Here is a 23,849-nt window from a genome sequence, read left to right on the forward strand (position 1 = left end):
AAGCCCGACCCCTGGGAGGTAGTGCGATGAGCGTCACCGACGAACTGCTCGCCAACGCCGACCGGTACGCCGCCGCGTTCGACAAGGGCAGGCTGCCGCTCCCGCCCGCGAAGGGCGTCGCCGTCGTCGCCTGCATGGACGCGCGGCTCAACGTCTACGGCCTGCTCGGCCTGCGGGAGGGCGACGCGCACGTCATCCGCAACGCCGGTGGCGTCATCACCGCGGACGAACGGCGCAGCCTCGCCATCAGCCAGCGGTTGCTCGGCACCACTGAGATCATCCTCATCCACCACACCGACTGCGGCATGCTGACCTTCACCGACGACGCGTTCAAGGAGGCCATCAGGGCCGAGACCGGCATCAAACCGGACTGGTCCGCGGAGGCGTTCTCCGACCTGGAGGGCGACGTCGTCCAGTCGGTGTCGCGCGTGAAGGCCGACCCCTTCATCCCGCACCGCGATGAGGTACGCGGCTTCGTCTACGAGGTGGAGACCGGCCGGCTGCGCGAGGTGAAGGCCTGACGCCGGGCGCCGGGGGCCCGCCTCCGGCGCTCAGCCCGTCGCCTGCCTCGGCGCGGCGATCAGCCCGTAGATCACCAGCACGCAGAGCGCGATGCTGATCACCGAGTAGATCGGGTACGCGCTGAGAAAGGCGAACTGGCCGATCATGGCCAGCGCGGCGAAGATGGCGCCCAGCCACCTGGCCCAGATCTGCCCGGCCAGGATCCCGAGCGCCACCGCCACCTGGACCAGGCCGAGGATCAGCCAGATCCAGCCCCAGGTGGTGTAGTCGAGGACCAGGAGCTGCCCGCCGGAGGTCAGGTAGTACTCCTGGCGGAAGAAGGCGATGATCCCCTGCATCACGTGGAAGAAGCCGAGGATGACGCCCAGCATTCCGGCGAATCCGAGCCAGCCGGAGCGGCCGGCGGGTTCCGTGTAATACGCGTTCATCATCTGGAGGTGCCCCCGTGGGAGGGGGCGCGACAGGGCCTTGCCCTATGCGGGCCGAGAATTTGCCGCCCGATGGCCGCCGAACGGGCATTCCTCTCTGAACGAGGGGGTGGCGATGTCCGAGGAGCCGCTGGACGCCGAGGTGCGGGCGGAGCTGGCTCGGCTGCGGGCCGAGGTCGCCGAGCTGCGGGGCCGTACCGGCGGGGGAAGGTGGCGCGCGGTCGTCTCCGCGGCGCTGATCACGCTCGGCTGCGTGCTCGTCCCGCTGGCCGGGGCCGGGTTCTGGGCCGCCAACGAGGTCTCCGACACCGACCGGTACGTCGAGAACGTGACGCCGCTGGCCGGTGACCCCGCCATCCAGAACGCCGCCGCCAACCGGGTCACCGGCGCGGTCATGCAGGCGCTCGACGTCCAGGCGGTCGTGGGCCAGATCGCCGGCAGGCTGCCGCCGCGTGTCGGGGACAAGCTCAAGGGGCTGTCCGGGCCGATGGCCGACGGCGTCGAGGGCTTCGTACGCGACAAGGTCGGGCAGGTCATCGCGAGCGACACCTTCCAGACCGTGTGGGTGCGGGCCAACCAGGTCGCGCACAAGCAGTTCGTCGCGGTGCTGTCCGGCGAGGGCAGCCAACTGCTCAAGGTGAACGGCGGCGCCGTCAGCCTCGACCTCGGCCCGATCATCGACCGGGTCAAGCAGAAGCTGGTCGCCTCCGGGCTCGGCCTGGCCGCCTCCATCCCCGAACTGCACCCCACGATCGAGCTGTTCGACTCGGCCGACCTGGTCACCTGGCAGCGCTGGTACGGCTGGCTGATGACCCTCAAGTGGGCACTGCCGGTGCTGGCGCTGATCCTGCTCGCCCTCGGCGTCTACGTCGCGAACAGCCGCCGCCGCGCCCTGGCCGGGGTGGGGATCGGGCTGATGGCCGGCATGCTGGCGCTGGCCGCCGCCCTGGCCGCCGGGCGCGCCGCCTACCTCGGCTCGGTCGCCCGGCACGGGCTGGACCAGGCGGCGGCCGCGGACCTGTTCGACACGCTGGCCCGCTTCCTCAGGGGCGGGCTGCGCACGGTGCTGGTCCTGGGCCTGGTGATCGCCGCCGCGGCGTTCTTCACCGGCCCGTCCGCGACCGCCGTCAGGACCCGCTCCGCGCTGAAGCGGGTCATCGGCGTGGCCGGTTCCCGGCTGGACACCGGCCGCTTCGGCGCCTGGCTGGCCCGCAACGCCACACCGGTGCGCGGCGGGCTGGTGGCGCTGGCCGCTCTGGTCTTCGTCTTCTGGGACCGCCCGACCGGCGCCGTGGTGCTCGGGATCACCGTCGCGACGCTGCTGCTCCTGGGCGTGGTGCAGTTGCTGGCGCGCGGCTCATGAACGCGGCGCGCGGTTCATGTGCGCGGCGTACCGGACAGGTGCTCGCCGAGGCGGTCCAGGGACTCCAGCCAGGCCGCCCTGACGTGCTCCTGGCCGTCGCCCCGGTGCTGGAAGCGCAGCGCGGTGCCGTCTCCGTCGCCCGCCAGCGTCACGGTCACGACCGCCTCGCCCGAGGTGAAGACGAGCCGGGCGGGGGCGCGGGCCTCGTGGTAGACGCCGCCCAGCGTGGTCTCGAACCCGTGCTCGCCGACCAGCGTGACCTCCCACGCGCCGCCGGGGCGCGCGTCGAGGAGGACCCGGTCGACGGGGGTGGTGAAGATCCGGGGACCGAACCAGCGGGCGAAGCACCCGGGCGTGGTCCAGGCGGCGTACACCTGGTCGGGGGAGGCGGCGAGCGTGCGTTCGATGGAGTACTGCATGGCCCCACGGTGCGCCGCCGCGCTTACGGTCCCCTTCCGGCGGGCTTAAGGGGGAAGAAACCCGGCGACGTCAGCCGCGAACCGTTTGTGGCGGAACGTCCCTAGGTGACTGGCTCCGGGATAGACCAGAAGCTTCCCGTACGGCAGGCCGTCCGCGGTCTCGCGGAACAGCTCCGGCGTGTAGGCCAGATCGCGTTCCCCGCCGACGACCAGGGCGGGAACCTCGATCTCCGCCAGCCGGTCGCGCAGGTCGAAGGAGTCCTCCGCACGGGCGAAGCGCAGCATGTCACGCGGGTCGGCAGGACGGATCGCCGGATCGGCCAGCCACATGAGCGCCGTGAAGAACGCCCTGGTCAGCGGGTTGGCTCCGGCCAGCGGAGCCAGGTGGTGGGCGCCGCGGCGACCGGCCGCGACGGCCTCGGTGTAGCGGCGCTGCGCCAGCCGCGTGCGCGGCGGCAGCGTGTACGCGGCCCCCGCCACCACCACGCGGCGCACCACCTCCGGATGGTCGGCGGCCAGTTGCAGGGCCAGGGAGCCGCCCGAGGACATGCCCAGCACGTCCACCGCCCCGCCGAACCGCTTACCGATGGCCTCGGCGTGCTGCCCGGCGATGTCGGCCATGGTGGTGCCCTCGGGCATGCCGGGCGCGCGGTTCACGGCGTGGACCCGGAAGCGCTCGCCCAGAGCGGTCAGGACGGGTCGTTCACCGGCGGCGGATTTGGCGGAGTGCTCGGGCGTGAACCACCGCAGCACGACCAGCGGCTCACCGGCACCCGACTCCGACCACGGAAGCTCCATGACCCCCAGTCTGCGCGCCCCACCGCCCCCTCGCGCGCCCCTTCCCCCACCCCCTCAACCCCCACGCCACCGCCCCAACCCCCGCAGCCCGCCCGCCTCGACTTCCCGCGCCACAGCCCAAGCCCTGCGCCACCGCCCAAGCCCCGTGCTGCCGCCTCAAGCCCCTTGGCTCGCCCGCCTCGGCTTGCCGCGCGGCGACATGGCCCTTCGTGCGTCGGCCCGCCCGCCTCTTCTCTTGCGCCGCCCCAAGGCCTCTCGGCACGCCTTCCCGGTGGGTTAGGCGAGGCGGGCTGCGGCTTCTCGGGTCAGGGTGTGCTGGAGCGGCTGGCCGGTGGCGAAGCGTTCCAGTTCGGCCGCCACGAGCTCGCCCAGCAGACCGCGCTCGGCCCCGAGGCTGCCCGCGATGTGCGGGGTCACCACCACGTTGGGCAGCGTGAACAGCGGCGATCCCGGGACGGGCGGCTCGGGGTCGGTGACGTCCAGGACGGCGAACAGGTCGGGACGCCCGGCCAGCACCTCCAGCAACGCGCTTTCGTCGAGGACGGCGCCCCTGGCGGTGTTGAGCAGCGTCGCGCCCGGCTTCATGGAGGCCAGCAGCGACCGGCCGACCAGCCCGCGCGTCTGCGGCAGCAGCGGCGTGTGCACGCTGACCACGTCGCTTGTGGCGAACACCTCTTCCAGCCCGGCCATCCGCACACCCTCGTAGGCGGCGGACGGGTCGTAGGCCACCACTTCCAAGGGCAGTGCCCGTAGCCGGTCCGCGACCAGCCGGCCGATCGCGCCCAGCGAGACGAGGCCGACGCGTGAGCCGTACAGGCCGGGCTGGGGTGTGCGGGGGAGCGGCGCTCTGGCGGCGCGGGCGTTCAGGACGTAGCGCCACCCGCCCTTCAGCGCGTAGACGATCTGCGCGTAGGTGAAGTCGGCGACGGGTACGGCGTTGGCGGTGTAGGCGGAGACGAGGGGGATGCCGCGGTCCCAGAACTCCGGGGTGACGATCCCGCGGACCGATCCGGCGGCGTACAGGACGAGCTTGAGGCGGGGCATCGACTCCAGCAGGGCCCGGTCGAGCACGGGGCCGCCCCAGCTGGTGCAGAGCACGTCGGCCTGGGTGGGGCCGGGGTGGGCGGCGGGGCCGTACACGATGCTTGCCTGGGCGCGGATGCGGTCCAGGACGGGTGCGTAGACGTCGGGGAAGACCTGAGGGTCAAGCACGAAGGCCGCGGACAGCACACCGACGACCCTATATTTGCCTACTTTTCTGGTAGGTATTAGGGTTTTGTCGCGTAAGTCCCCAGAAGTGAAGGGTCGTCGTTCCATGTCCTCAACCAGACCTGCGGTCTTCAGCGTCGCCATGCTCGCCGTCGTAGGGCTGCTGAGCTCCTGTGGAGGCGGCACCGGATCGGCCGCGGGAGACAAAGCCGCCGGCGGCGAGCCCGTCTACGGGGGCACGCTCACCTACCTGGAACACCAGCCGCCCACGTGCCTCTATCTGCCCGCGGCCGGGTTCTATCCGAACGGCGGCGTGCTCAACCAGATCACCGACAAGCTGACCTGGCAGAACCCCGCGACCCTGAAGATCGAGCCGTGGATCGCCACCAAGTGGGAGGTGAACGACGACGCCACCGAGTACACCTTCCACCTGCGCGACGGCGTGACCTTCAGCGACGGCAGCCCGCTCGACGCCACCGCGGTCGCGGCCAACTTCGACGTGTACGGCAAGGGCGACGAGAAGCTGAAGCTGCCCCCGGCCGAGTTCGTCAACAACTACGAGCGCTCCGAGGTCGTCGACCGGAAGACGGTGAAGTTCTTCTTCGACAAGCCCTCGCCCGGCTTCCTGCAGGGCACCTCGGTGATCGGCGCGGGGCTGGTCTCGAAGAAGACGATCGGCCTGCCGTACGAGGAGCAGTGCCAGCTCAAGAACGTGATCGGCTCGGGGCCGTTCACGCTGGCCAAGCAGATCGTGGACAAGGAGATCGACCTCCAGGCCCGCAAGGACTACAACTGGGCGCCGCCGTCCTCCGAGCATCAGGGCCGCGCGTACCTCGACCTCGTCAAGATCATCGTGACGCCGGAGGACAACGTGCGCGTCGGCGCGCTGACCTCGGGGCAGGCCGACTACGTGCGCTACGTGCAGGCCTACGACGAGCAGACGGTCAAGGGGGCCGGCTTCACCGTCAAGGCCGAGCCGACCCGCGGCGTCAACAACGGCCTCTACCTGCGTCCGGGCAACAGCATCCTGAAGGACGTCAAGGTCCGCAAGGCGCTGCAGAAGGGCACGGACGCCAAGGAGGTCGTGGACACGCTCTTCACCGAGAACTACCCGCGGGCCACCTCGGTGCTCAGCCACCTGGCCCAGGGCTACGTGGACCTGTCGAAGGAGCTGGTCTACGACCTCGACGGGGCCAACCGGCTGCTCGACGAGGCGGGCTGGACGCGTGGCGCCGACGGCACGCGGGAGAAGGGCGGCGTCAAGCTCCAGCTCGGCGTCTTCGTCGCGGGGCCGCAGCCGCTGTCGAAGCAGACGCTGGAGCTGGTCGCCCAGCAATGGTCCAAGCTCGGGATCAAGCTGGAGATCCGCCCCGCCGACGCCGGCACGATGGCCGTGGACATCAAGGACGCCGAGAAGACCGCCGTCTCCCACAGCATGGTCGGCCGCGCCGACCAGGACGTGATCAAGAGCCAGTTCCACAGCAAGAACCGTGACGTGATCCTGTCCGCGGACAAGAAGCTCGACACGCTGCTGGAGGAGCAGTCCGCGCTGGCCGACGTGGCGCGCCGCAACGCCAAGGTCGGCGAGATCCAGCGGTACCTGATCGAGCAGGGCTACGCCATCCCGCTGTTCGAGGAGCCTCAGGTGTACGGCGTGGCGCCGTACGTCCAGGGGGTGGCCTTCGAGGCGGTGGCCCGGCCCAGCTTCTACTCGGTCTGGCTCAATAAATGACGAAATATCTGGCTAAGAGGGTGGGTCAGGCCCTTCTGGTGCTCTGGGCTGCCTTCACCGGCGCGTACGTCCTGCTCCAGGCGATGCCCGGCGACTCCATCCTGATCAAGTTCCAGAACCCGGAGCTGGGCCTGTCGCCCGAGCAGATCGCCGAGATCCGCGCCTACTACGACGCAGGCGGCTACCTGCACACCGTCCTCGGCTTCCTGCGCGGCGACTTCGGCTACTCGGTCGACACCGGCACCCCGGTGCTCGAACGGCTGGCCGAAGGGCTGCCGGAGACGGCCAAGCTGGCCACGGCCGCGTTCGTGCTGGCGGTGCTGCTGGCCGTGCTCATCGCGTTCGCCGCCGGTCACAGCTCGCGGCTGCGCGGCGTGCTGCTGGCGGTGCCCTCGTTGTTCATCTCGGTGCCGGCCTTCTGGCTGGGCATCCTGCTGATCCAGGTGTTCTCGTTCCGGCTCGGGCTGGTGCCGGTGATCGGCGGCAGCGAGATCCAGCAGCTCATCCTGCCGGTGCTGACGCTGGCGGTGCCGATCTCCGCGCCCATCGCGCAGGTCCTGGCCCGCAGCCTCGACCAGGTCTTCACGCAGCCGTTCGTCCCGGTGGTGGCGGCCAAGGGCGCCTCGCGCTCGTGGATCCTGTGGCGGCACGTGGCACGCAACGCGCTGCCGCCCACGCTGACGGTGGCCGGCCTGACGTTCGGCGAGCTGATCGCCGGCTCGGTCGTGACCGAGACCGTCTTCGGCCGCAACGGCGTCGGCCGCCTCACCGAGCAGGCGGTCAACGCCCAGGACACGCCGGTGCTGCTGGCCGTGGTAGTGCTGGCGGCGACGGTGTTCGTCCTGGTCAACTTGCTCGTGGACCTGGTGTTCCCGGTGCTCGACCCGAGGCTGGCGCGATGAGGTGGCTGTCCTGGCTCGTGGTGGCCCTGGTGGTGCTCTGGGCGGTGGTGCCCTGGTTGTTCACCGGCTACGACCCGCTGAACGGCGTACCCGCGGAGAAACTGCAGGGGCCCAGCGCCGCCCATTGGTTCGGCACCGACGCCGTGGGCCGCGACGTCTTCGCCCGCGTGGTGCACGGCTCCGTGCACTCGCTGTCGGGCGCGTTCGTCGCGGTCGGGGTCGGACTCGTGCTCGGCACCCTGCTCGGGCTGCTCGCGGGGTCGGCGGGCGGGCCCGCCGACGAGATCATCATGCGCCTCATGGACGTGCTGCTCTCGGTGCCCGGCCTGCTGCTCGCGCTGACCGTGATCATCCTGCTCGGCCCCGGCACGGTGAACGTGGCGATCGCGGTGGGGGTCGGCTCGGTCGCCGCCTTCGCCCGCCTCGCCCGTGCCGAGGTGGTGCGGGTACGGCGCAGCGACTACGTGGAGGCGGCCTTCGGCAGCGGCGGCACCTTCGCCGCGGTCCTGTGGCGGCACGTGCTGCCCAACTCGCTCGGGCCGGTCGTCGCGCTGGCCGCCCTGCAGTTCGGCGTGGCCATCCTGGCCATCTCCACGCTCGGCTTCCTCGGGTACGGGGCCGAGCCGCCCACGCCCGAATGGGGCCTGCTGATCTCCGAAGGCCGCAACTACCTGGCCACCTCGTGGTGGCTGACCACGCTGCCCGGCGCCGTCGTGGTCGCGGTGGTGCTGGCCGCCGGCCGTATCTCGAAGGAGATCCGATGAGCCTGCTCGACGTCAGGGACCTGCGCGTCTCCTATGGCGGGCACGAGGCGGTCAAGGGCGTCTCGCTGAGCGTCGGGAAAGGCGAGTTCGTCGCGGTGGTGGGCGAGTCCGGCTCGGGCAAGACCACCACGGCGAACGCGATCATCGGCCTGCACCCCGGCGACAGCGGCGAGATCCTGCTCAACGGCACCGACATCGCGCGCTGGTCGCAGCGCCGCCTGCGGGCGATCCGCGGCGCCCAGATCGGATTGGTCCCGCAAGATCCGTCGAACTCCCTCAACCCGGTCAAGAAGGTCGGCGTCCAGATCGCCGAGACCCTGCTCATCCACAGGCATGGGGACAGGTCCGCACGGCGGCGCCGGGTCCTGGAGCTCCTGGAACGCGTCGGCCTCGACGACCCGGAAAGAAGGGCCGGGCAGTACCCGCACGAGCTGTCGGGCGGCATGCGCCAGCGTGTGCTCATCGCCGCCGCCATCGCGCTGCGGCCCAGCCTGATCATCGCCGACGAGCCGACCAGCGCGCTGGACGTGACCGTGCAGCGCCGCATCCTCGACCTCATCGACGACCTCAGGCAGGAGTACGGCACCGCCGTCCTGCTGGTCACCCACGACCTGGGCATCGCGGCGGCCCGTTCCGACCGGCTCGTCGTGATGCGCGACGGCCGGGTGGAGGAGGGCGGCGGCACCCGCGAGGTGCTGGCCGCCCCGGCCGCCGCCTACACCAGGCGGCTGCTGGCGGACGCACCCGCGCTGAGCGCCCGCGCCTTCAAGGAGCCGCCGCCGCGGACCGGGCCCGCGATCGTGGTGCGGGACCTGGTGAAGGCGTTCGGGGGCTTCCGCGCGGTGGACGGGGTGTCCTTCGAGGTGGCCACCGGCAGCACGCACGCGCTGGTGGGGGAGTCGGGCTCCGGCAAGACCACCACCGCCCGCATCGTCACCCGCTTCGAGAAGGCCACCTCGGGGAGCGTGGAGATCCCGGGTGTCACCGCGTTCCGGCGCGGGGTGCAGCTCGTCTACCAGAACCCCTACGGCTCGCTCGATCCCCGGCACAGCGTGGCCAGGATCGTGGAGGAGCCGCTGCGCAACTTCCGGCTCGGTGACCGGGCGGCCCGCCGTACCCGGGTGGGGGAGTTGCTCGACCGGGTGGCGCTGCCCGCGACGCTGCTGGAGCGCAGACCACGGGAGCTGTCCGGAGGACAGCGGCAGCGGGTGGCCATCGCCCGCGCGCTGGCCGTGGAACCCCGGGTGCTGGTGCTGGACGAGGCGGTCTCCGCGCTGGACGTGACCGTCCAGGCGCAGATCCTCGACCTGCTGGAGGAGCTTCAGCGCGACCTCGGCCTCACCTACCTGTTCATCTCGCACGACCTCGCGGTGGTGCGCCAGATCTCTCACACCGTTTCCGTCATGAACAAGGGACGCATCGTGGAATCAGGGACGACGCAACAGATCTTCGACAGCCCGCAGGACGACTACACCCGCGAGCTGCTCGCCGCCGTGCCGGAGCCGGTGCGATGACCCGGCTCGGCTTCTTCACCCGGCTCCTGGACGACGTCCCGCCCGCCGAGCGCTACCGGCTCGCACTGGAGCAGATCGTGCACGCCGAACGGCTCGGCTTCGAGACCGCCTGGGTGGCGCAGCACCACTTCGACGGCGAGGAGGGCGGGCTGCCCGCGCCGCTGGTGTTCCTCTCGCACGTGGCGGCGCGGACCGAACGGATCAGGATCGGCACCGGGATCATCACGCTGCCGCTGGAACACCCGGTGCGGGTGGCCGAGGACGCCGCCGTGCTCGACCTGCTGTCGGGCGGGCGGCTGGAGGTCGGCGTCGCCGGCGGCGGCACGCCCTCGGCGTTCGAGGCGTTCGGCAAGGACCCGGCGCGGCGCAACGAGATCTACGCCGAGCACCTGGACGTCCTGGTCAACGCCTGGTCCGGGGGCGATCTAGGCGGCGGGAAGCGGCTCTACCCGCCGGGGGCGAGACTGCTGGACGCGATCTGGGAGGCGACGTTCTCGGTCGGCGGCGGGGAACGGGCCGGGCGGGCCGAGCACGGGCTGATGCTCTCGCGTACGCAGCCGCGGCCGGAAGGGCGGCCCGAGCTGTCGCTGGCGGAGATCCAGAAGCCGATCGTGGACGCCTACTACGCCGCCCTGCCCCCCGGAGTGACGCCGCGGATCATGGCCTCGCGCACCGCGTTCGTCGCCGACACCCGCGAGGAGGCGCTGCACTGGGCCGCCCAGGGGCTGGCCAGGCCGGGCCTGCCGCAGCCCGACGGCGGCGGCGTGGACGAGCTCATCGCCGCCTGGGACGCCCACGTCGGCACCCCGGAGGACGTCGTGGCCAGCCTCAAGGCCGACCCGACACTCAAGCGGGTCACCGACCTGGTCTTCCAGGTGCACTCCATCGACCCGCCCCACGAGCAGGTCCTGCGCTCCATCGAACTGCTCGCGACCGAAGTCGCCCCCGCCCTGGAAGGGAGCACGGTATGACCGCCGACGTGATCGACCGGCTGGCCGGCATCCAGCCGGGTTCGCGCCTGGACCTGCTGCGCGAGCGCCGCCCCGACGCCCGCGAGCACGCCCAGCGCAGCTACGAGGCGCTGTTCTGCCCGGAGACCGAGGAGCACGTCACGCTCATCGAGCGCGACGCCGTGGCCGCGTTCGTCGCCGGACTGCACCGCGACGACACCGTGGCCGGCTTCTACGCGGAACGGCTGGGCGAACTCGCCCCCGACCTGCGCACCCGGGTCAAACAGGAGATCGACACCGGCCGGGCCACCGGCCCGTACGGCGCCTACGGCGAGCCGGAACTGGCCGCGGAGAACACTGTCGGGCCCGTGCACCGCTCCAAGCTCGACGGCCGGCTGGCCGCCGCCTTCGACCACGCCCACCTGCTGGTCTTCCGGCCGCGCGAGGCGCGGGCGGAGCACCTGCAGAACCTCCTTGACGCCGGCTGGAGCACGACGGGCATCGTCACGCTCTCGCAGCTCGTCGCCTTCCTGACCTACCAGATCCGCGTGATCGCGGGCCTGCGCCTGCTGGGAGCCGCCGCGTGAAGTTCACCCAGGACCGGATCGGCTGGCGGCCGTGGCTCGCGCCGCTGGCCGAGGAGGAGCTCACCGACGAGCACTGGGAGGCGCTGGTCGACAAGGCGCGGGCGGCTTCGCCGTACTTTCTGCTGCTGGCGCGCGATCCGCACGTGCTGCACGCGCGCACCAAGACCGACAACGACATCTTCTACAACGCCGACGGCGGGCTGCCGCGCGCCGAGCGCGAGCTGGCCGCGACCGCGACCTCGCGCCGCAACGGCTGCGTCTTCTGCGCCTCGGTGCACGCCCGCTTCGCCAGCCACTACGCCAAGCGCACCGCCGACGTGCAGCGACTGCTGGACGAAGGCGTCGAGGCCCACCAGGACGAGCGCTGGCGGGCGGTCATCGACGCCTCCGCCGCGCTCGCCGCGACGCCCGGCACGCTGGACGCCGGGCACCTCGCGGCGCTGCGCGCGGCCGGGCTCGACGATCTGGCCATCAGCGACGTCATCCATTCCGCCGCATTTTTCAACTGGGCCAACCGGCTCATGCTGTCCCTTGGAGAACCCGAATGAGCACTCTCGACCATCTTGTCTACGCCGTGCCCGACCTTCTGGAGGGGGTGGCCGCGTTCGCCGAGCGGACCGGCGTGACGCCCGTGGAGGGTGGCGCCCATCCCGGCGGCACGGCCAACTTCCTCGTCGGCCTGGGCGAGGGGGCGTACCTGGAGATCATCGGTCCTGACCCGTCGGTCGCGGGCGCGCGGCCGCGCGCGTTCGGGCTGGAGTCGCTGACCGCGCCGGCGCTCGCCGCCTGGGCGGTGCGTCCGGTCGACATCGACGCCACGGTACGGCAGGCCCGCCAGGCCGGCTACGACCCGGGTGACGTGCAGCCGCTCTCGCGCCGCAAGCCCGACGGCACGCTGCTGGAATGGCGGCTGACCAGGCGCGACGACCCGGCGGGCGTGCGGCCGGTGCCGTTCCTCATCGACTGGGGCGCCACGGCGCATCCGTCGGCGTCGGGGCTGCCGCAGCTTGAGCTGGTCTCGTTCACGATCGCGCACCCCGAGCCGGACACCCTGGTGGCCGACCTGAAGGCCCTGGGCGCCACGGCCGAGGTCGTCGCGGGCGAGTCCGTGGTGCTGCGCGCCGTGCTGGGCACGCCCGAGGGCCCGGTGACGCTGGCATGAGCACGTTGCGCGACTACCTGACGCAGAAGCGCGCCGCGCTGCTGGCCCGCCGCGAGAAGCCGTCGGACGGGCCGGTGCCGCTGCGCGCCGGCGTCACCGCCGAGGGACGCAGTGGCGTGCGCCGCATCCGCATCCGCGAGCACCAGATCCTCAGCGACAGCGCCGCCGACTTCGCCGGGTACGACCTCGGACCCGGCTCGCCCGAGCTGCAGGCCGGAGTGCTGGGCAGCTGCGTCACCCACATCTTCCTGATCAAGGCGGCCGAGCTGGAGGTGCCGCTGGACGCCCTGTCCGTGGACGTGAGCGCCACCTACGACCCGCGAGCCCAGGCGCCGGGCAACACCGACATCCCGGTCTATCCGCAGGACTTCCGCTACGTCGTGAAGATCGAGTCGCCCGCCTCCGACGAGGACCTGGCCAGGCTCCACGCCGAGGTCGAACGCGTCTGCCCGATCCTCAACCTCATCCGCAACCCGCAGAACATCAAGGGGGAGGTAGTGCGGGTCTAGAGCTTTTTGGGAAGAATGTCCGAGTGTTCGATCATGCACCTAGCGCAGGGCTGCGCGCTCCCCGCGCGGCCCTGGCCGGCGACGCCCCAGCCATCGACCTCAACGGCCCGTGGAGCTTCCGGCTCAGCCCGGACGCCCACGCGAGCCTGGACTTCGTCCATCCCGGCTACGACGACTCCGCGTGGGATCGGCTGCCCGTGCCCTCGCACTGGCCGCTGCACGGGTACGGCTCGCCCGCGTACACCAACGTCTCCTACCCCTTCCCGATCGACCCGCCGAACGTCCCGGACGACAACCCGACCGGTGACTACCGGCGCGTCTTCGAGGCGCCCGAAGGCTGGGACGACGCGGTGCTGCGCTTCGACGGCGTCGACTCCCACGCCAGGGTCTGGCTGAACGGGCACGAACTCGGGTTCACCACCGGCAGCCGGCTGGCCGCCGAGTTCACCGCAGGGCCATGGCTGGTGCCCGGCCGCAACGTGCTGGCCGTCCGCGTCCACCAGTGGTCGGCCGCCAGCTACCTGGAAGACCAGGACATGTGGTGGCTGCCCGGCATCTTCCGCGACGTGACGCTCACCCGCTCCACCGCCGACCTGTTCGTGCACGCCACGCACGACGGGCGGCTCTCCTTCGAGGGAGACGGGCTGCTCAGCGTCCCGGCGCTGGGCGTGACCGGACTCGAACCCGGCGTGGAGGCGCGGCTCGACGTCACGCCGTGGAGCGCCGAGAACCCCTTCCTGTACGACGCGGTCCACGTGGGCCCCACCGAGACCGTGCGGCTGCGGATCGGGTTCAGGACCGTGTCCATCGAGGACGGCGTGCTCCTGGCCAACGGCGTGCCGCTGAAGCTGCGCGGGGTCAACCGGCACGAGTTCCATCCCGACCACGGGCGGGCGGTGCCGTACGAGACCATGCGTGAGGACGTGCTCCTCATGAAGCGCCACAACGTCAACGCGGTCAGGACCAGCCACTACCCGCCCCACCCCGCCTTCCTCGACCTCTGCGACGAGTACGGGCTGTGGGTGATCGACGAGTGCGACCTGGAGACGCACGGCTTCGGCCAGGTCGGCTGGCGGCGCAACCCCAGCGACGACCCCGCCTGGGCCGACGCCTACGTCGAGCGCATGCGGCGCATGGTCGAACGCGACAAGAACCACCCGTCCATCATCATGTGGTCGCTCGGCAACGAGTCCGGCACCGGCCGCAACCTCGGCCTCATGGCCGAGTGGGCCCGCGAGCGCGACCCGTCCCGCCCGCTCCACTACGAGGGCGACGTGACGTGCGCGGACACCGACGTCTACAGCCTCATGTACGCCTCGGTCGCCGAGGTGGAGGCCATCGGCAAGGGCACGGAAGCCCCGCTCGACGACCCCGCCCTCGACGCCAGGCGGCGGGGCATGCCGTTCGTGCACTGCGAGTACGCCCACGCGATGGGCAACGGCCCCGGCGGCCTGCTCGACTACCAGGACCTCTACGACACCTACCCCCGGCTGGCCGGCGGCTTCATCTGGGAGTGGATCGACCACGGCCTGCGCCACGAGAAGCTCGGCTACGCCTACGGCGGCGACTACGGCGAGCCGGTCCACGACTCCAACTTCGTCATCGACGGCCTCGTCTTCCCCGACCGCACCCCCTCACCCGGCCTGCTGGACCTGAAGGTGGTCTTCGCCCCCGTCCGCATCACCTTCCCGTCCGCGGGCGAGGTCTCCATCGAGAACCGCCACGGCTTCCGCGACCTCACCCACCTGCGCTTCGAGGCGACCGTCGAGGACGTGACCACGATCCTGGAGGTTCCGGCGGAAGGCGGCGTGGTCAAGCTCCCCGCGGCTCCGGCCACCTCGGACGAGACCTGGCTGACGGTCCGCGCCGTGCTGGCCGCCGACGAGCCGTGGGCGCCGGCGGGCCACGAGATCGCCTGGGGCCAGGTACGCCTGACCACCCCGGCCCCTCCTCCGAGGTCCAGGGGAAGCCTGACCGAAGCCGACTTCACCCCGGGGACCGGGCGCCTTGTCCGGCTGTTCGGCATCGAGGTGGAGGGCCCCAGGCTGGAGCTGTGGCGGGCGCCCATCGACAACGAGCGCTTCGGCGGCCTCGACTGGCACTGGCGCACCATGGGCCTGCACCGCCTGACACACCGCGTGGACGCGGTGGACCGGGACGGAGACCGCCTGACGGTCGTCACCCGAGTCGCCCCGGCCGCCTCCGACCTGGGCCTGCGCACCACGTACACGTGGACGGGCGTGGACGACGGCGTGCTGCTGGAGGTCCACGTGGTGCCGGAGGGCGAGTGGAAACACCCGATCCCCCGCCTGGGCGTGGCGATGTCGATCCCCGCCACCTACGACCAGGTGACGTGGTACGGCCGCGGCCCCGGCGAGGCCTACCCCGACACCGGCCTGGCCGCCAGAATGGGCCGCTGGTCAGCGACCGTGGACGACCTCCAGACCCCGTACGTGTTCCCCCAGGAGAACGGCCACCGCGCCGAGGTCCGCTGGGCCACCCTGACGGACGAGACAGGCGCGGGCCTCCGGATCACGGGCGACTACGGCCTGACCGCCCGCCGCTGGACCACGGCAGCCCTGGAAGCAGCCCGCCACCTGCCCGACCTGGTTCCCGGCGACCGCATCCACCTCAACCTGGACCTGGCCCACCACGGCATCGGCTCCGCGTCCTGCGGCCCGGGCGTCCTCCCGCAGTACGAACTCCAGGCCCAGGAATCCACCCTCACCCTCCACTTCGCCCACCCTTGACCCCTCCCGGTGAACCAGGCGCCACGGCGGCCCCTGGGGTGTGGTGCCGTGGTGCCTGGTCAAGGGGGCGGTCGTAACGGTGGGGTGGTGTGAGCTGGACGGCCGTTTCCTGGACGGGGGCCGGCCGGAGTACGGCGGGTGGGGTGGGGGCGGCTGGGCCGTAACAGAAAAGCGCCCTTATGGGGCTAGTGTGGCGTGTCGTGAGTGGAGAGTTGAAGGAGCGGGTCCGGGAGCTGCGGGCGACCGGGCAGTCGCCCAAGGAGATCGCCAGGGCGCTCGGTGTCAAGCCGTCCATCGTCGCCCCCCTGGTCAGGGAGATCGCCGCCGAGACCGTCACCAGCGCGCCTGAGCTGGTCGGGTCGTGGGTGAGCGCGGGCTGGAGCACCGGCCTGGCGGTCGCCCCTGACCGTGGCTGGACGGACGCGGCGGCGGGCGAGCCCGGCACCGGCGGCCTGGTCAGCGTGCTGGTCGCGCGCCGCCACGGTTACAACCGGGTGTCGATCTGTGGGTATCTGGCCGATGTGTACTGCCTGGGGGTCAAGGTCACCCACGGCCCCGAGATCATGGACGAGCGCGGCATGCGCCAGTTCCGCGACTTCTTCTTCAGCGACTACTCCGGCTACCAGGAAGCCCCGATCGAGCTGGCCAGGCAGATCGTCTACGGCTCAGAGGAGTACGCGAGCGGCCTGGGCTTCTCGTCGTTCGAGGACTTCGAGCAGGTCAAGGGGCATCTGGGCGACCTGGAGGGCCCCTCGGCGATCACGTTCGGCCGCGACGGACGCCCGTTCTACGTCCCGAGCCCGCAGGACGACCAGAACAAGGTCCACCGCCAGCTCCGCCGCGCGGTCGGCGACGACTTCGACTACGTCGAGATCGACGTGGAAGATGATGCTTAGGTAGCGATTCATGACGGAGGCGCCGCTCACCTGGGGACAGCAGGACGTCTGGCGCGCGGTCGTCGCGGCCGCGCCGCAGGAGCAGTACCTGAACCTCGCCCGCCTCTTCGTCCCCCAGCGCCCGGTCACCCCGGAGCGGGCGCACCGCGCACTCGACCGGCTGATCACCCGGCACGAGGCGCTGCGCACCCGGCTCACCGGCCCGCGCACGGCCCCACGGCAGGCGCTCGCGGAGTCCGCCGAGCCGCAGGTCGAGGTGGTGGAGGGGGAGCGGCCGCACCGGGTGTCGGAGCGGCTGTCGGCGGCGCCGTTCGACTACGGGAACGAGTGGCCGCTGCGGGTGGCGTTCCTGGTCGCCGACGGGTACGTGCGCCAGGTCGTGCTGGTGCTCTGCCCCCTAGCCGTGGACGGGCCCGCCGCCGACCTGGTGGTGCGCGACTTCCGCGCGCTGCTCGGGCGCGGCGAGCTGCCGCCGCACCAGGCCGACCGGCCGCGGGACCTGGCCGCGTGGCAGGTCTCGGGCGACGGGCGCGGGCACTCGGACGAGGTGATCGCGTGGTGGCTGGAGCAGTACGCGCGCATCGACCCCTTCGAGCTGACCGCCACGCCCAGGCGGCCCCGGTACATGGAGGCGACCATGTCCTCGCCCGCCCTGGCCGCGGCGGTCCGGACGGTGGCGGCGCGACGACGGGTCAGCTCCTCGACGGCGCTGCTGACCGGGGCCGTGAGCCTGGCGGGGCGGCTGACCGGGCAGCGCACCTGCGGCATGCGGGTCACCGTCGACAACCGCTCCGGCGGCGGACGGCGGGACGTGGTGTCCACGATCGCCCAGGAAGGGCTGGTCGTCCTGGACCTCGGCACCCCCGACTTCGGCGAACTGCTCGCGCGGGGCCGGCAGGCGGTCTCGCGGGCGGATCGCCGGGCGGAGTACAACCCTTATGCGATGGAAGAGGCGCTCGCCGGGCGGGTCAGGACGTTCGGCCGCTTCGACGACCGTCGGCCGGTCCGGCACGACCAGGCTCCCGAGCTGGACGCGCGGCAGATCCGGCTGGCCATGGACAAAACCGACCTGGCCTGGACCGATGCCATGGACCGCAACATCTGCGACTTCCACCTGCGCGTCGCCGGGGAGCCGGACCGCACGGAGGTCTCGCTCTACGCCGACACGGGGATGCTGTCGCCGCTGGCCATCGAGGCGTACCTGCTGGACCTGGAGCGGCTGTTCGTGGAGGAGTCCCTGGTCTGAGTCCCCGGGAAGGAATACGATCTCCGCAACTACGGTGGAGGTCGCATGTCAGAGGCGCAGGAGATCACCTTCACCGGCACGCGCGGGCCCCTCACCGCCCGCCACTGGCCCCACCCCTCGCCGCGCTACGTCGCCCTCCTCGTCCACGGGTACGGCGAGCACTCCGGCCGCTACGAACACGTGGCCGCCCACCTGGTACGGCACGGCGCCGCCTGCTACGCCGTCGACCACATGGGACACGGACGTTCGTCGGGCGAACGCGTCCTGATCCACGACTTCGAAGAGGTCGTCACCGACGTACACCAGCTGGAAGAACGCGCCAGAGCCGACCACCCGTGGCTGCCCGTCGTGGTCATCGGCCACTCGATGGGCGGCATGATCGCCGCCCGGTACGCCCAGCGCTACGGCGCCGACCTGGCCGGGCTCGTGCTGTCCGGCCCGGTCATCGGCTCCTGGGACGTCATCGGCGTCCTGCTCGCCATGGACGACCTGCCCGACATCCCGATCGACCCCGCCACGCTCTCGCGCGACCCAGCGGTCGGCGCCGCGTACGCGGGGGATCCGCTCGTCTGGCACGGCCCGTTCAAACGCCCCACGTTGCAGGCCTTCGCCCGCACCCTCGGCCAGATCGCCGGTGGCGGCTCGCTCGGCGCCCTGCCCACGCTGTGGATCCACGGCGAGGACGACCAGCTCGTCCCGCTCAGCGGCAGCCGGGGCGGCGTCGAGGCGATCAAGGGCGCCGACTTCAGCGAGCGCGTCTACCCGGGCGCCCGGCACGAGGTGTTCAACGAGACCAACAGGGACGAAGTCCTGGGCGAGGTCACCGCCTTCGTTGACCGGATCCTCCCCTAGCCTCGTGGATCGATTCCGCGCCATCGTGGACGTGCACGTCCTGCTCCTGCGTGTGCCGGAGGAGGTGCTGCTGATCCGGCGGGCCGGCACCGGCTACCGCGACGGCCAGTGGCACCTTCCCAGCGGGCACCTGGAGCCGGGCGAGACGGTCGTGGAGGGCGCGATCAGGGAGGCGCGCGAGGAGGTCGGCGTGGTGATCGCGGCCGCCGCGCTGCGGTTCGTCCATGTGATGCACCGCTCGCCCGACCGGGTCGGGCTGTTCTTCGCCGCCCGGGAGTGGGCCGGTGAGCCGTACAACGCCGAGCCGCACAAGTGCTCGGCCATCGGCTGGCATCCGCTGGCCGGGCTGCCCGCCGACACTGTGGACTATCCGGCCGCCGCGTTGGCCGCGATCGGGCGCGCGGAGCCGTTCGCCGTGTTCGGGTGGCCGGCCGGAGGCGATGATTTCCCCGGCGGGGCCGGGTCTATCCCTGTGTGAGCGCCGTCCTGCTCGAACGAGCCGTCAGCTACACCCTCGGCAGCCTGGTCCTGGTCAGACCTGAGCTGCTGGGCAACCGGACGCCCTGCGCGCGGTGGGACCTGCGCGCGCTGCTCGACCACATGAACGACTCCCTGCTCGCGCTCGCGGAGGCGGGCGACCTCGGCCACGTCGCGCTCCGGCCCACCGGCTGCGAGGGCGACCCGGCCGGGATGTTGCAACGCAGGGCGTGCCGCCTGCTCGCCGCCTGGCCGGACGCGTCCCGCTGCTCGCAGATCGCGGTCGGGGACGCGTGGCTGGCGCGCGAGGTGGTGGCGGGGATCGGCGCGATCGAGGTGGCCGTCCACGGCTGGGACGTCGCCGCCGCCTGCGGTCACGCCCGTCCCGTGCCGGAGCCGCTGGCCGCCGCACTGCTCGATCTCGCGCTGGCGTTCGTGGACGACGACGACCGGCCGCACCGCTTCCATGCTCCGGTACGGCCCGCCTCACCTGCGCGTTCTTCCGATCGGTTGTTGGCGTTCCTCGGCAGGTCGGCTTGACAGTTTTATTTTTCAAGGGCAGCCTGGAGGCATGCACGACATCGCGGTGATCGAAGATCCGGCCGCGGCCGAGGCGTCACTCGACCCGATGCGCACCCGGCTGCTGGCCGCTCTCGCCGAACCCGGATCGGCCACCACGCTGGCCGCGAAGGTCGGCCTCGCCCGGCAGAAAGTCAACTACCACCTCAAGACACTCGAGAAGCACGGCCTCGTCGAACTCGTCGAGGAGCGCAAGAAGGGCAACTTCACCGAACGCGTCATGCGGGCCTCCGCCGCGTCGTACGTGATCTCGCCCAGCGCGCTCGGCGCCGTACAACCCGATCCCGCCCGCGCGCCCGACCAGCTGTCGGCCCGCTGGCTCCTCGCGCTCGGCGCCCGGCTCGTCCGCGAACTAGGCGAACTGATCACCGGCGCGGCAAAAGCCAAGAAGCGCCTCGCAACGTTCGCCGTAGACGGCGAGATCCGTTTCGCCTCCGCCGCCGAGCGCGCGGCGTTCGCCGAGGAACTGGCCACCTCGGTCGCCGTCCTCATCAGCAAATATCACACCGAAGAAGGACGCGATCACCGGCTGCTGATCGCCGTCCACCCCGTCGTCAAGGAGCCAGAGCATGGGTAAGGACTTCTCTATCCAGAAGGAGACCGAGCTGCGGGCGACCCCCGAGCAGGTCTGGGACGCCATAGCCACCGGCCCCGGGCTGAGCTCGTGGCTGTTCCCCTTCGCCATCGAGCCGGGAGTGGGCGGCGTCATGCGCCTCGACGTGCCCGGCGTCACCGAGGAATCCACGATCACCGGCTGGAACCCGCCCAACCGCCTGGCCGTGAAGAGCGCCGAGGGCGACGACGGCGCCTTCCAGGCCTACGAGTACCTGATCGAAGGCCGCGACGGCGACACCACGGTCCTGCGCTTCATCCACTCCGGCCACGTCGGCGAAGGCTGGGGCGAGGAGTTCATCTCCAGCCTCAACACCGGCTGGGACCAGTACTTCTACACCCTCGCCCAGTACCTCCTCCACTTCCCCGGCCGCACCGCCGTCTACGCGCTGGCCGAGGGCCCCAAGGGCCAGACGGACCTCTGGCCCAGGTTCAGCGCCGCACTCGACCTCCCCGCCGCCCCCGCGGAAGGCGATCGGGTACGGCTGACGCCAGACGGAGCCGAAGGCGTCGTGGACTACGTGGTCATCTCGGGCGACAAGGGCTTCATGTTCGGCGTACGGACCGCTGACGCCTTCTACCGCTTCCACGGCCTGGGCGAGGGCATGGGCGGCGGCGTGGACATGGCCGTCCACCTGTTCGGCACCGACGACGTCAAGGAAACCGAACGGGCCTGGAAGACCTTCCTAGCCGACACCTACCGCTGATTCCGCCGCCCCGTTGAACCCGGCGCGGAGGCGAGCCCGTACTGCTCTTCGTCACAGCCGGAAGTGAGGCTCTTCGCAGTTGAGGGTGTAGTCCGGTCGACGCGTCGGTGGCCGGGTAGGGGTCGAGGTCTCCCGAGGATGGAGGTGACTATGATCTCGGGCTCGAAGTGCTCGGGCAGCGGTTGGAACCCGATCGGGCGATTCTCCGGTGCCGGGTTGTCGAGCCCGACAGATGGTGTCGTCGCTGCGGATGCCAGGGCGCGGCCAGGGACACGGTGGTCCGGCGGTTGGCGCACGAGCCGTTCGGGTGGCGGCCCACGGTGTTGGAGGTCAGCCTCCGCCGATACCGTGTAACGCCGCCTCCGACGACCCGGAACACGGACCGACGACGCGTCGCGAGCCGTCAGTCGCCGACGCTGCCGTCGATCATCTCGCGCAGGAGGTCCGCGTGGCCCGCGTGCCGGGCGGTCTCCACGATCACGTGCAGGTACACCCACGTCAGCTCCCTGCCCCGCGGCGTGGTGACGGCGTAGTCGAGGCTGTGCTGGGCGGCGATCTCGCGGGAGCGGTCGCACTCCGCCTGGTAGGCGCCGATGACGTCGTCGAGCTTCTCGTTCGGCTCCAGCCGCAGGTCGGCCTCCGGGTCTGCGTCGGTCCACGGCGGCGTGGGCAGCTCCGCGGCGGGGATCTGCCCGATCTGCTCGGCGAACCCGCCCAGTTCCACCCAACGCAGGTGTTTGATCAGGCCGCCGAGGTTGGTGCCGGTCGGCACGGGGCTGCGCCGGGCGTCCTCCTCCGACACCCCGCGGGCCTTGCGCACGACGGCGTCGCGCAGGTAATCCAGGAACGTCTCGAGCTGCTCGCGCTCGCTGGCGGCGAACACGCTGCCGAGGATCTCACCGGGTCTAGTCATGGCCGGAACGTAGCACGCGGGCCGACCCTCGCACCGAGGCTATTTTTGGGCTCTTCGCAGTCGCAGTTGAGGGTGTAGTCCGGTCGGCGCGTCGATGGCCGGGTACGGGTCGAGGTCTCCCGAGGATGGAGGTGAATATGCCGTCCATCTGGAAGACCTCGACGTGTCTGACGCTACCTTCGCCCGCCCTGACCTGACCACGTTCGCTCGTCTTGATGATCTCGGGCTCGAAGTGCTCGGGCAGCGGTTGGAGCCTGATCGGGCGATTTTCCGGTGCCGGGTTGTCGAGCCCGACAGTTGGTGTCGTCGCTGCGGATGCCAGGGCGCGGCCAGGGACACGGTGGTCCGGCGGTTGGCGCACGAGCCGTTCGGGTGGCGGCCCACGGTGTTGGAGGTCAGCCTCCGCCGATACCTGTGCACCGGGTGCGGTCACGTGTGGCGCCAGGACACGTCGCGGGCCGCCGAGCCGCGGGCGAAGCTGTCGCGACATAGCCCGTGGCAGATCGCAGCTCTTCCGCGGGGAGCCCGGCCGCGGTACACCGGTCAACGTCCGCGTCCTCGCCAGAAACGGCGACATCTCGGCGGTCACGGACAGAACCTCCCTGACCCTCGAAACCCGAGGCAACCGAACCCGCCCGACCGTCAAACTGACCCCGTGAGGCCATGGAGGCTCAGTCCCGCCCCAGGTGCCGAACCCTGAATACTGGCCCGATGCGCCCAGAAGACCTCAGCCTGATCTCCGAGACCCTAGGCAGCCCGGTGACATCGGTGTCAACGCTGGCAGGCGGCTTCTCCCACGAGACATGCCTCCTGGAGCTCCCCGACGGCCAGGTCGTGGTACGGCTGGGCGGCCCCGACCCGGCGATCGAAGCGGCGGTGATGGCGGTGGCCCGCGACCACGTCCCCGTCCCCGAGGTCCTCCACCTGCTGCCAGAAGCCATGATCCTGGAATACGTCCCCGGCATCCCCCTGACCGAGGCCTTCACCGAACCCGGCATGAAGGAACTGGGCCAGGAGGTAGGCCGGGTGGTCGCCCAGATCGCCACCGTCACCTTCGACCGTCCGGGCTTCTTCGCTGACGCCGCCCTGTCCATCCCCCCAGAACCCTCGTGGTCATCACAACTCCCAGAGATGGCCGCCACCTGCATGGCCGCGGCAGGCGACCGCCTGGACCCCGGGACAAGAGAAGCCTGGCTCGCCCTCTGCACAGCCCATGCCCCGGCCCTGAGCGAGATCGACACCCAGCCCTTCCTGGTCCACGCCGACATCAACCCGAAGAACATCCTGGTAGCCAGAACCCGCGGCGCCTGGCACGTCACCGCCATCCTGGACTGGGAGTTCGCCTACTCAGGCTGCCCGTACGGCGACGCCGCCAACATGACCCGCTTCGGCGCCGACTACCCCGAGGACTTCGTGAACACCTTCCGCGAAACCTTCGGCAGCCACCACCCGGACGGCTGGGAATACCTGGGCTGGGTCCTGGACATGTTCGCCCTGAGCGACCTGGTAACCCGCCCACCCGGTCACGAGATAGCCGACCAAGCAGCCACCCGGATCCACACCCTAACCACCCAAAACCCACCCCACCCCTAACCAACCCCCCTCGCCACAACCCACCCCACCTGCACCACCCCCGCGTCGCGGACATCCCGCTGCCCTGACCTACACCACCCCCGGGCCCATGCCCCTCCAGGCCCCCGCCGCCCCGAGCACGCTACTCCGGGCTCCGCCCCCCCGAGCACGCTGTCCCGGACTTTCGCGCTGCCCCGAGCACGCTGCCCGGGGCCCGGGTGCTCCAGGCCCCGCTGCCGCGGACTCCGCACCGCTCCGGACCGTAGCCCGCCGCAGGCCCCCGGCGGCGGCGTGGGCGGGTCCGTGACCTCACCCCACCGCCCCGGCCCACGCCTCCCTCCCGAGATCGGAGCCGTCTCGGTCCCATCCCTGCCTGTCGGTACTCA

At 71.4% G+C, this 23,849-nt stretch carries 25 protein-coding genes and 2 pseudogenes; 22 read left to right on the plus strand and 5 right to left on the minus strand.

What is annotated here, in order from left to right; all coding sequences use genetic code 11:
• Window positions 1-26 precede the first annotated feature (26 nt).
• Window positions 27-521: a beta-class carbonic anhydrase gene (locus ACFWYW_RS01055; RefSeq protein ID WP_379608964.1), complete on the plus strand. Its 495-nt coding sequence runs from the start codon at window positions 27-29 to the stop codon at window positions 519-521.
• Between the two features lie 30 nt (window positions 522-551).
• Here the strand turns inward: ACFWYW_RS01055 and ACFWYW_RS01060 are convergent, their stop codons facing one another.
• A complete protein-coding gene (locus ACFWYW_RS01060; RefSeq protein ID WP_379608965.1) occupies window positions 552-953 on the minus strand; it encodes a hypothetical protein in 402 nt (133 codons plus the stop codon).
• Window positions 954-1,065: 112 nt separating this feature from the next.
• On the opposite strand from ACFWYW_RS01060, the gene ACFWYW_RS01065 reads away from it, so the two are divergent.
• On the plus strand, window positions 1,066-2,313 hold the full coding sequence (locus tag ACFWYW_RS01065; protein ID WP_379608966.1) for a hypothetical protein: 1,248 nt from the start codon (window positions 1,066-1,068) through the stop codon (window positions 2,311-2,313).
• 14 nt (window positions 2,314-2,327) lie between these two features.
• Here the strand turns inward: ACFWYW_RS01065 and ACFWYW_RS01070 are convergent, their stop codons facing one another.
• The 3 genes from ACFWYW_RS01070 to ACFWYW_RS01080 form a co-directional block, all read right to left on the minus strand.
• Window positions 2,328-2,732 carry an SRPBCC domain-containing protein gene (locus ACFWYW_RS01070; protein ID WP_379608967.1) on the minus strand — a complete coding sequence of 135 codons (405 nt, stop codon included), beginning with the start codon at window positions 2,730-2,732 and terminating at the stop codon, window positions 2,328-2,330.
• A 45-nt stretch (window positions 2,733-2,777) separates the two neighbouring features.
• Entirely contained in the window at window positions 2,778-3,530 is a 753-nt protein-coding gene (locus ACFWYW_RS01075) for an alpha/beta fold hydrolase (RefSeq protein ID WP_379608968.1), read from the minus strand.
• 276 nt (window positions 3,531-3,806) lie between these two features.
• Window positions 3,807-4,760 (minus strand): hydroxyacid dehydrogenase, encoded by a 954-nt coding sequence (locus ACFWYW_RS01080; RefSeq protein ID WP_379608969.1) that lies wholly within the window; start codon window positions 4,758-4,760, stop codon window positions 3,807-3,809.
• Between the two features lie 85 nt (window positions 4,761-4,845).
• Here ACFWYW_RS01080 and ACFWYW_RS01085 point away from each other — a divergent pair, with 85 nt between their 5' ends.
• From ACFWYW_RS01085 to ACFWYW_RS01170, 18 genes and pseudogenes are all read left to right on the plus strand, one after another.
• Window positions 4,846-6,471: a TIGR04028 family ABC transporter substrate-binding protein gene (locus tag ACFWYW_RS01085; RefSeq protein ID WP_379608970.1), complete on the plus strand. Its 1,626-nt coding sequence runs from the start codon at window positions 4,846-4,848 to the stop codon at window positions 6,469-6,471.
• A gap of 38 nt (window positions 6,472-6,509) precedes the next feature.
• Window positions 6,510-7,373: an ABC transporter permease gene (locus ACFWYW_RS01090; RefSeq protein ID WP_379608972.1), complete on the plus strand. Its 864-nt coding sequence runs from the start codon at window positions 6,510-6,512 to the stop codon at window positions 7,371-7,373.
• Window positions 7,370-8,137 (plus strand): ABC transporter permease, encoded by a 768-nt coding sequence (locus ACFWYW_RS01095; protein WP_379608973.1) that lies wholly within the window; start codon window positions 7,370-7,372, stop codon window positions 8,135-8,137. The genes ACFWYW_RS01090 and ACFWYW_RS01095 overlap by 4 nt, the downstream gene beginning before the upstream one ends.
• Window positions 8,134-9,651 carry a dipeptide ABC transporter ATP-binding protein gene (locus tag ACFWYW_RS01100; protein ID WP_379608974.1) on the plus strand — a complete coding sequence of 506 codons (1,518 nt, stop codon included), beginning with the start codon at window positions 8,134-8,136 and terminating at the stop codon, window positions 9,649-9,651. Before ACFWYW_RS01095 ends, ACFWYW_RS01100 begins: the two co-directional genes overlap by 4 nt.
• Window positions 9,648-10,622, plus strand: coding sequence for a putative FMN-dependent luciferase-like monooxygenase (locus ACFWYW_RS01105; protein WP_379608975.1), 975 nt, complete (start codon window positions 9,648-9,650; stop codon window positions 10,620-10,622). Before ACFWYW_RS01100 ends, ACFWYW_RS01105 begins: the two co-directional genes overlap by 4 nt.
• Complete coding sequence (locus tag ACFWYW_RS01110; RefSeq protein ID WP_379608976.1) at window positions 10,619-11,188, plus strand: CMD domain protein; 570 nt, start codon at window positions 10,619-10,621, stop codon at window positions 11,186-11,188. The genes ACFWYW_RS01105 and ACFWYW_RS01110 overlap by 4 nt, the downstream gene beginning before the upstream one ends.
• Window positions 11,185-11,736 carry an alkylhydroperoxidase domain protein gene (locus ACFWYW_RS01115; protein ID WP_379608977.1) on the plus strand — a complete coding sequence of 184 codons (552 nt, stop codon included), beginning with the start codon at window positions 11,185-11,187 and terminating at the stop codon, window positions 11,734-11,736. Before ACFWYW_RS01110 ends, ACFWYW_RS01115 begins: the two co-directional genes overlap by 4 nt.
• On the plus strand, window positions 11,733-12,350 hold the full coding sequence (locus tag ACFWYW_RS01120; RefSeq protein WP_379608978.1) for a VOC family protein: 618 nt from the start codon (window positions 11,733-11,735) through the stop codon (window positions 12,348-12,350). Before ACFWYW_RS01115 ends, ACFWYW_RS01120 begins: the two co-directional genes overlap by 4 nt.
• Window positions 12,347-12,859 carry an OsmC family protein gene (locus ACFWYW_RS01125; protein ID WP_379608979.1) on the plus strand — a complete coding sequence of 171 codons (513 nt, stop codon included), beginning with the start codon at window positions 12,347-12,349 and terminating at the stop codon, window positions 12,857-12,859. The genes ACFWYW_RS01120 and ACFWYW_RS01125 overlap by 4 nt, the downstream gene beginning before the upstream one ends.
• A gap of 23 nt (window positions 12,860-12,882) precedes the next feature.
• Complete coding sequence (locus ACFWYW_RS01130) at window positions 12,883-15,609, plus strand: glycoside hydrolase family 2 TIM barrel-domain containing protein (RefSeq protein ID WP_379608980.1); 2,727 nt, start codon at window positions 12,883-12,885, stop codon at window positions 15,607-15,609.
• Between the two features lie 200 nt (window positions 15,610-15,809).
• Complete coding sequence (locus ACFWYW_RS01135) at window positions 15,810-16,505, plus strand: helix-turn-helix domain-containing protein (RefSeq protein WP_379608981.1); 696 nt, start codon at window positions 15,810-15,812, stop codon at window positions 16,503-16,505.
• 10 nt (window positions 16,506-16,515) lie between these two features.
• Window positions 16,516-17,751 carry a condensation domain-containing protein gene (locus ACFWYW_RS01140; RefSeq protein ID WP_379608982.1) on the plus strand — a complete coding sequence of 412 codons (1,236 nt, stop codon included), beginning with the start codon at window positions 16,516-16,518 and terminating at the stop codon, window positions 17,749-17,751.
• Between the two features lie 45 nt (window positions 17,752-17,796).
• Window positions 17,797-18,603 (plus strand): alpha/beta hydrolase, encoded by an 807-nt coding sequence (locus tag ACFWYW_RS01145; protein ID WP_379608983.1) that lies wholly within the window; start codon window positions 17,797-17,799, stop codon window positions 18,601-18,603.
• A gap of 4 nt (window positions 18,604-18,607) precedes the next feature.
• Entirely contained in the window at window positions 18,608-19,081 is a 474-nt protein-coding gene (locus ACFWYW_RS01150) for an NUDIX domain-containing protein (RefSeq protein WP_379608984.1), read from the plus strand.
• Window positions 19,078-19,620 carry a TIGR03086 family metal-binding protein gene (locus ACFWYW_RS01155; RefSeq protein ID WP_379608985.1) on the plus strand — a complete coding sequence of 181 codons (543 nt, stop codon included), beginning with the start codon at window positions 19,078-19,080 and terminating at the stop codon, window positions 19,618-19,620. Before ACFWYW_RS01150 ends, ACFWYW_RS01155 begins: the two co-directional genes overlap by 4 nt.
• A 31-nt stretch (window positions 19,621-19,651) precedes the next feature.
• Window positions 19,652-20,236, plus strand: coding sequence for an ArsR/SmtB family transcription factor (locus ACFWYW_RS01160; protein WP_379608986.1), 585 nt, complete (start codon window positions 19,652-19,654; stop codon window positions 20,234-20,236).
• The gene (locus ACFWYW_RS01165; RefSeq protein ID WP_379608987.1) at window positions 20,229-20,978 is read left to right on the plus strand and encodes an SRPBCC domain-containing protein; all 750 of its coding nucleotides are present in this window, start codon (window positions 20,229-20,231) and stop codon (window positions 20,976-20,978) included. Before ACFWYW_RS01160 ends, ACFWYW_RS01165 begins: the two co-directional genes overlap by 8 nt.
• Window positions 20,979-21,130: 152 nt before the next feature.
• Window positions 21,131-21,328 (plus strand): annotated as a pseudogene (locus tag ACFWYW_RS01170) (ISL3 family transposase); the annotation flags it as partial.
• Between the two features lie 53 nt (window positions 21,329-21,381).
• Here ACFWYW_RS01170 and ACFWYW_RS01175 read toward each other — a convergent pair.
• Entirely contained in the window at window positions 21,382-21,891 is a 510-nt protein-coding gene (locus ACFWYW_RS01175; protein ID WP_379608989.1) for a DinB family protein, read from the minus strand.
• A gap of 163 nt (window positions 21,892-22,054) precedes the next feature.
• Between ACFWYW_RS01175 and ACFWYW_RS01180 the strand changes: the two are divergent.
• Together ACFWYW_RS01180 and ACFWYW_RS01185 are read left to right on the plus strand one after the other, a co-directional pair.
• Window positions 22,055-22,378 (plus strand): annotated as a pseudogene (locus ACFWYW_RS01180) (ISL3 family transposase); the annotation flags it as partial.
• A gap of 281 nt (window positions 22,379-22,659) precedes the next feature.
• Entirely contained in the window at window positions 22,660-23,484 is an 825-nt protein-coding gene (locus ACFWYW_RS01185; protein WP_379608990.1) for a phosphotransferase, read from the plus strand.
• Window positions 23,485-23,849: the final 365 nt, after the last annotated feature.

This window comes from Nonomuraea sp. NPDC059023 (genome assembly GCF_042740095.1).
Taxonomy (GTDB): domain Bacteria; phylum Actinomycetota; class Actinomycetes; order Streptosporangiales; family Streptosporangiaceae; genus Nonomuraea.

Bases quoted from the DNA above. Each gene is read 5' to 3' on its own strand.
- ACFWYW_RS01055 (WP_379608964.1), top strand. From the start codon at position 27: ATGAGCGTCACCGACGAACTGCTCGCCAACGCCGACCGGTACGCCGCC.
- ACFWYW_RS01060 (WP_379608965.1), bottom strand. From the start codon at position 953: ATGATGAACGCGTATTACACGGAACCCGCCGGCCGCTCCGGCTGGCTC.
- ACFWYW_RS01065 (WP_379608966.1), top strand. From the start codon at position 1,066: ATGTCCGAGGAGCCGCTGGACGCCGAGGTGCGGGCGGAGCTGGCTCGG.
- ACFWYW_RS01070 (WP_379608967.1), bottom strand. From the start codon at position 2,732: ATGCAGTACTCCATCGAACGCACGCTCGCCGCCTCCCCCGACCAGGTG.
- ACFWYW_RS01075 (WP_379608968.1), bottom strand. From the start codon at position 3,530: ATGGAGCTTCCGTGGTCGGAGTCGGGTGCCGGTGAGCCGCTGGTCGTG.
- ACFWYW_RS01085 (WP_379608970.1), top strand. From the start codon at position 4,846: ATGTCCTCAACCAGACCTGCGGTCTTCAGCGTCGCCATGCTCGCCGTC.
- ACFWYW_RS01095 (WP_379608973.1), top strand. From the start codon at position 7,370: ATGAGGTGGCTGTCCTGGCTCGTGGTGGCCCTGGTGGTGCTCTGGGCG.
- ACFWYW_RS01100 (WP_379608974.1), top strand. From the start codon at position 8,134: ATGAGCCTGCTCGACGTCAGGGACCTGCGCGTCTCCTATGGCGGGCAC.
- ACFWYW_RS01105 (WP_379608975.1), top strand. From the start codon at position 9,648: ATGACCCGGCTCGGCTTCTTCACCCGGCTCCTGGACGACGTCCCGCCC.
- ACFWYW_RS01110 (WP_379608976.1), top strand. From the start codon at position 10,619: ATGACCGCCGACGTGATCGACCGGCTGGCCGGCATCCAGCCGGGTTCG.
- ACFWYW_RS01120 (WP_379608978.1), top strand. From the start codon at position 11,733: ATGAGCACTCTCGACCATCTTGTCTACGCCGTGCCCGACCTTCTGGAG.
- ACFWYW_RS01125 (WP_379608979.1), top strand. From the start codon at position 12,347: ATGAGCACGTTGCGCGACTACCTGACGCAGAAGCGCGCCGCGCTGCTG.
- ACFWYW_RS01140 (WP_379608982.1), top strand. From the start codon at position 16,516: ATGACGGAGGCGCCGCTCACCTGGGGACAGCAGGACGTCTGGCGCGCG.
- ACFWYW_RS01145 (WP_379608983.1), top strand. From the start codon at position 17,797: ATGTCAGAGGCGCAGGAGATCACCTTCACCGGCACGCGCGGGCCCCTC.
- ACFWYW_RS01160 (WP_379608986.1), top strand. From the start codon at position 19,652: ATGCACGACATCGCGGTGATCGAAGATCCGGCCGCGGCCGAGGCGTCA.
- ACFWYW_RS01165 (WP_379608987.1), top strand. From the start codon at position 20,229: ATGGGTAAGGACTTCTCTATCCAGAAGGAGACCGAGCTGCGGGCGACC.
- ACFWYW_RS01175 (WP_379608989.1), bottom strand. From the start codon at position 21,891: ATGACTAGACCCGGTGAGATCCTCGGCAGCGTGTTCGCCGCCAGCGAG.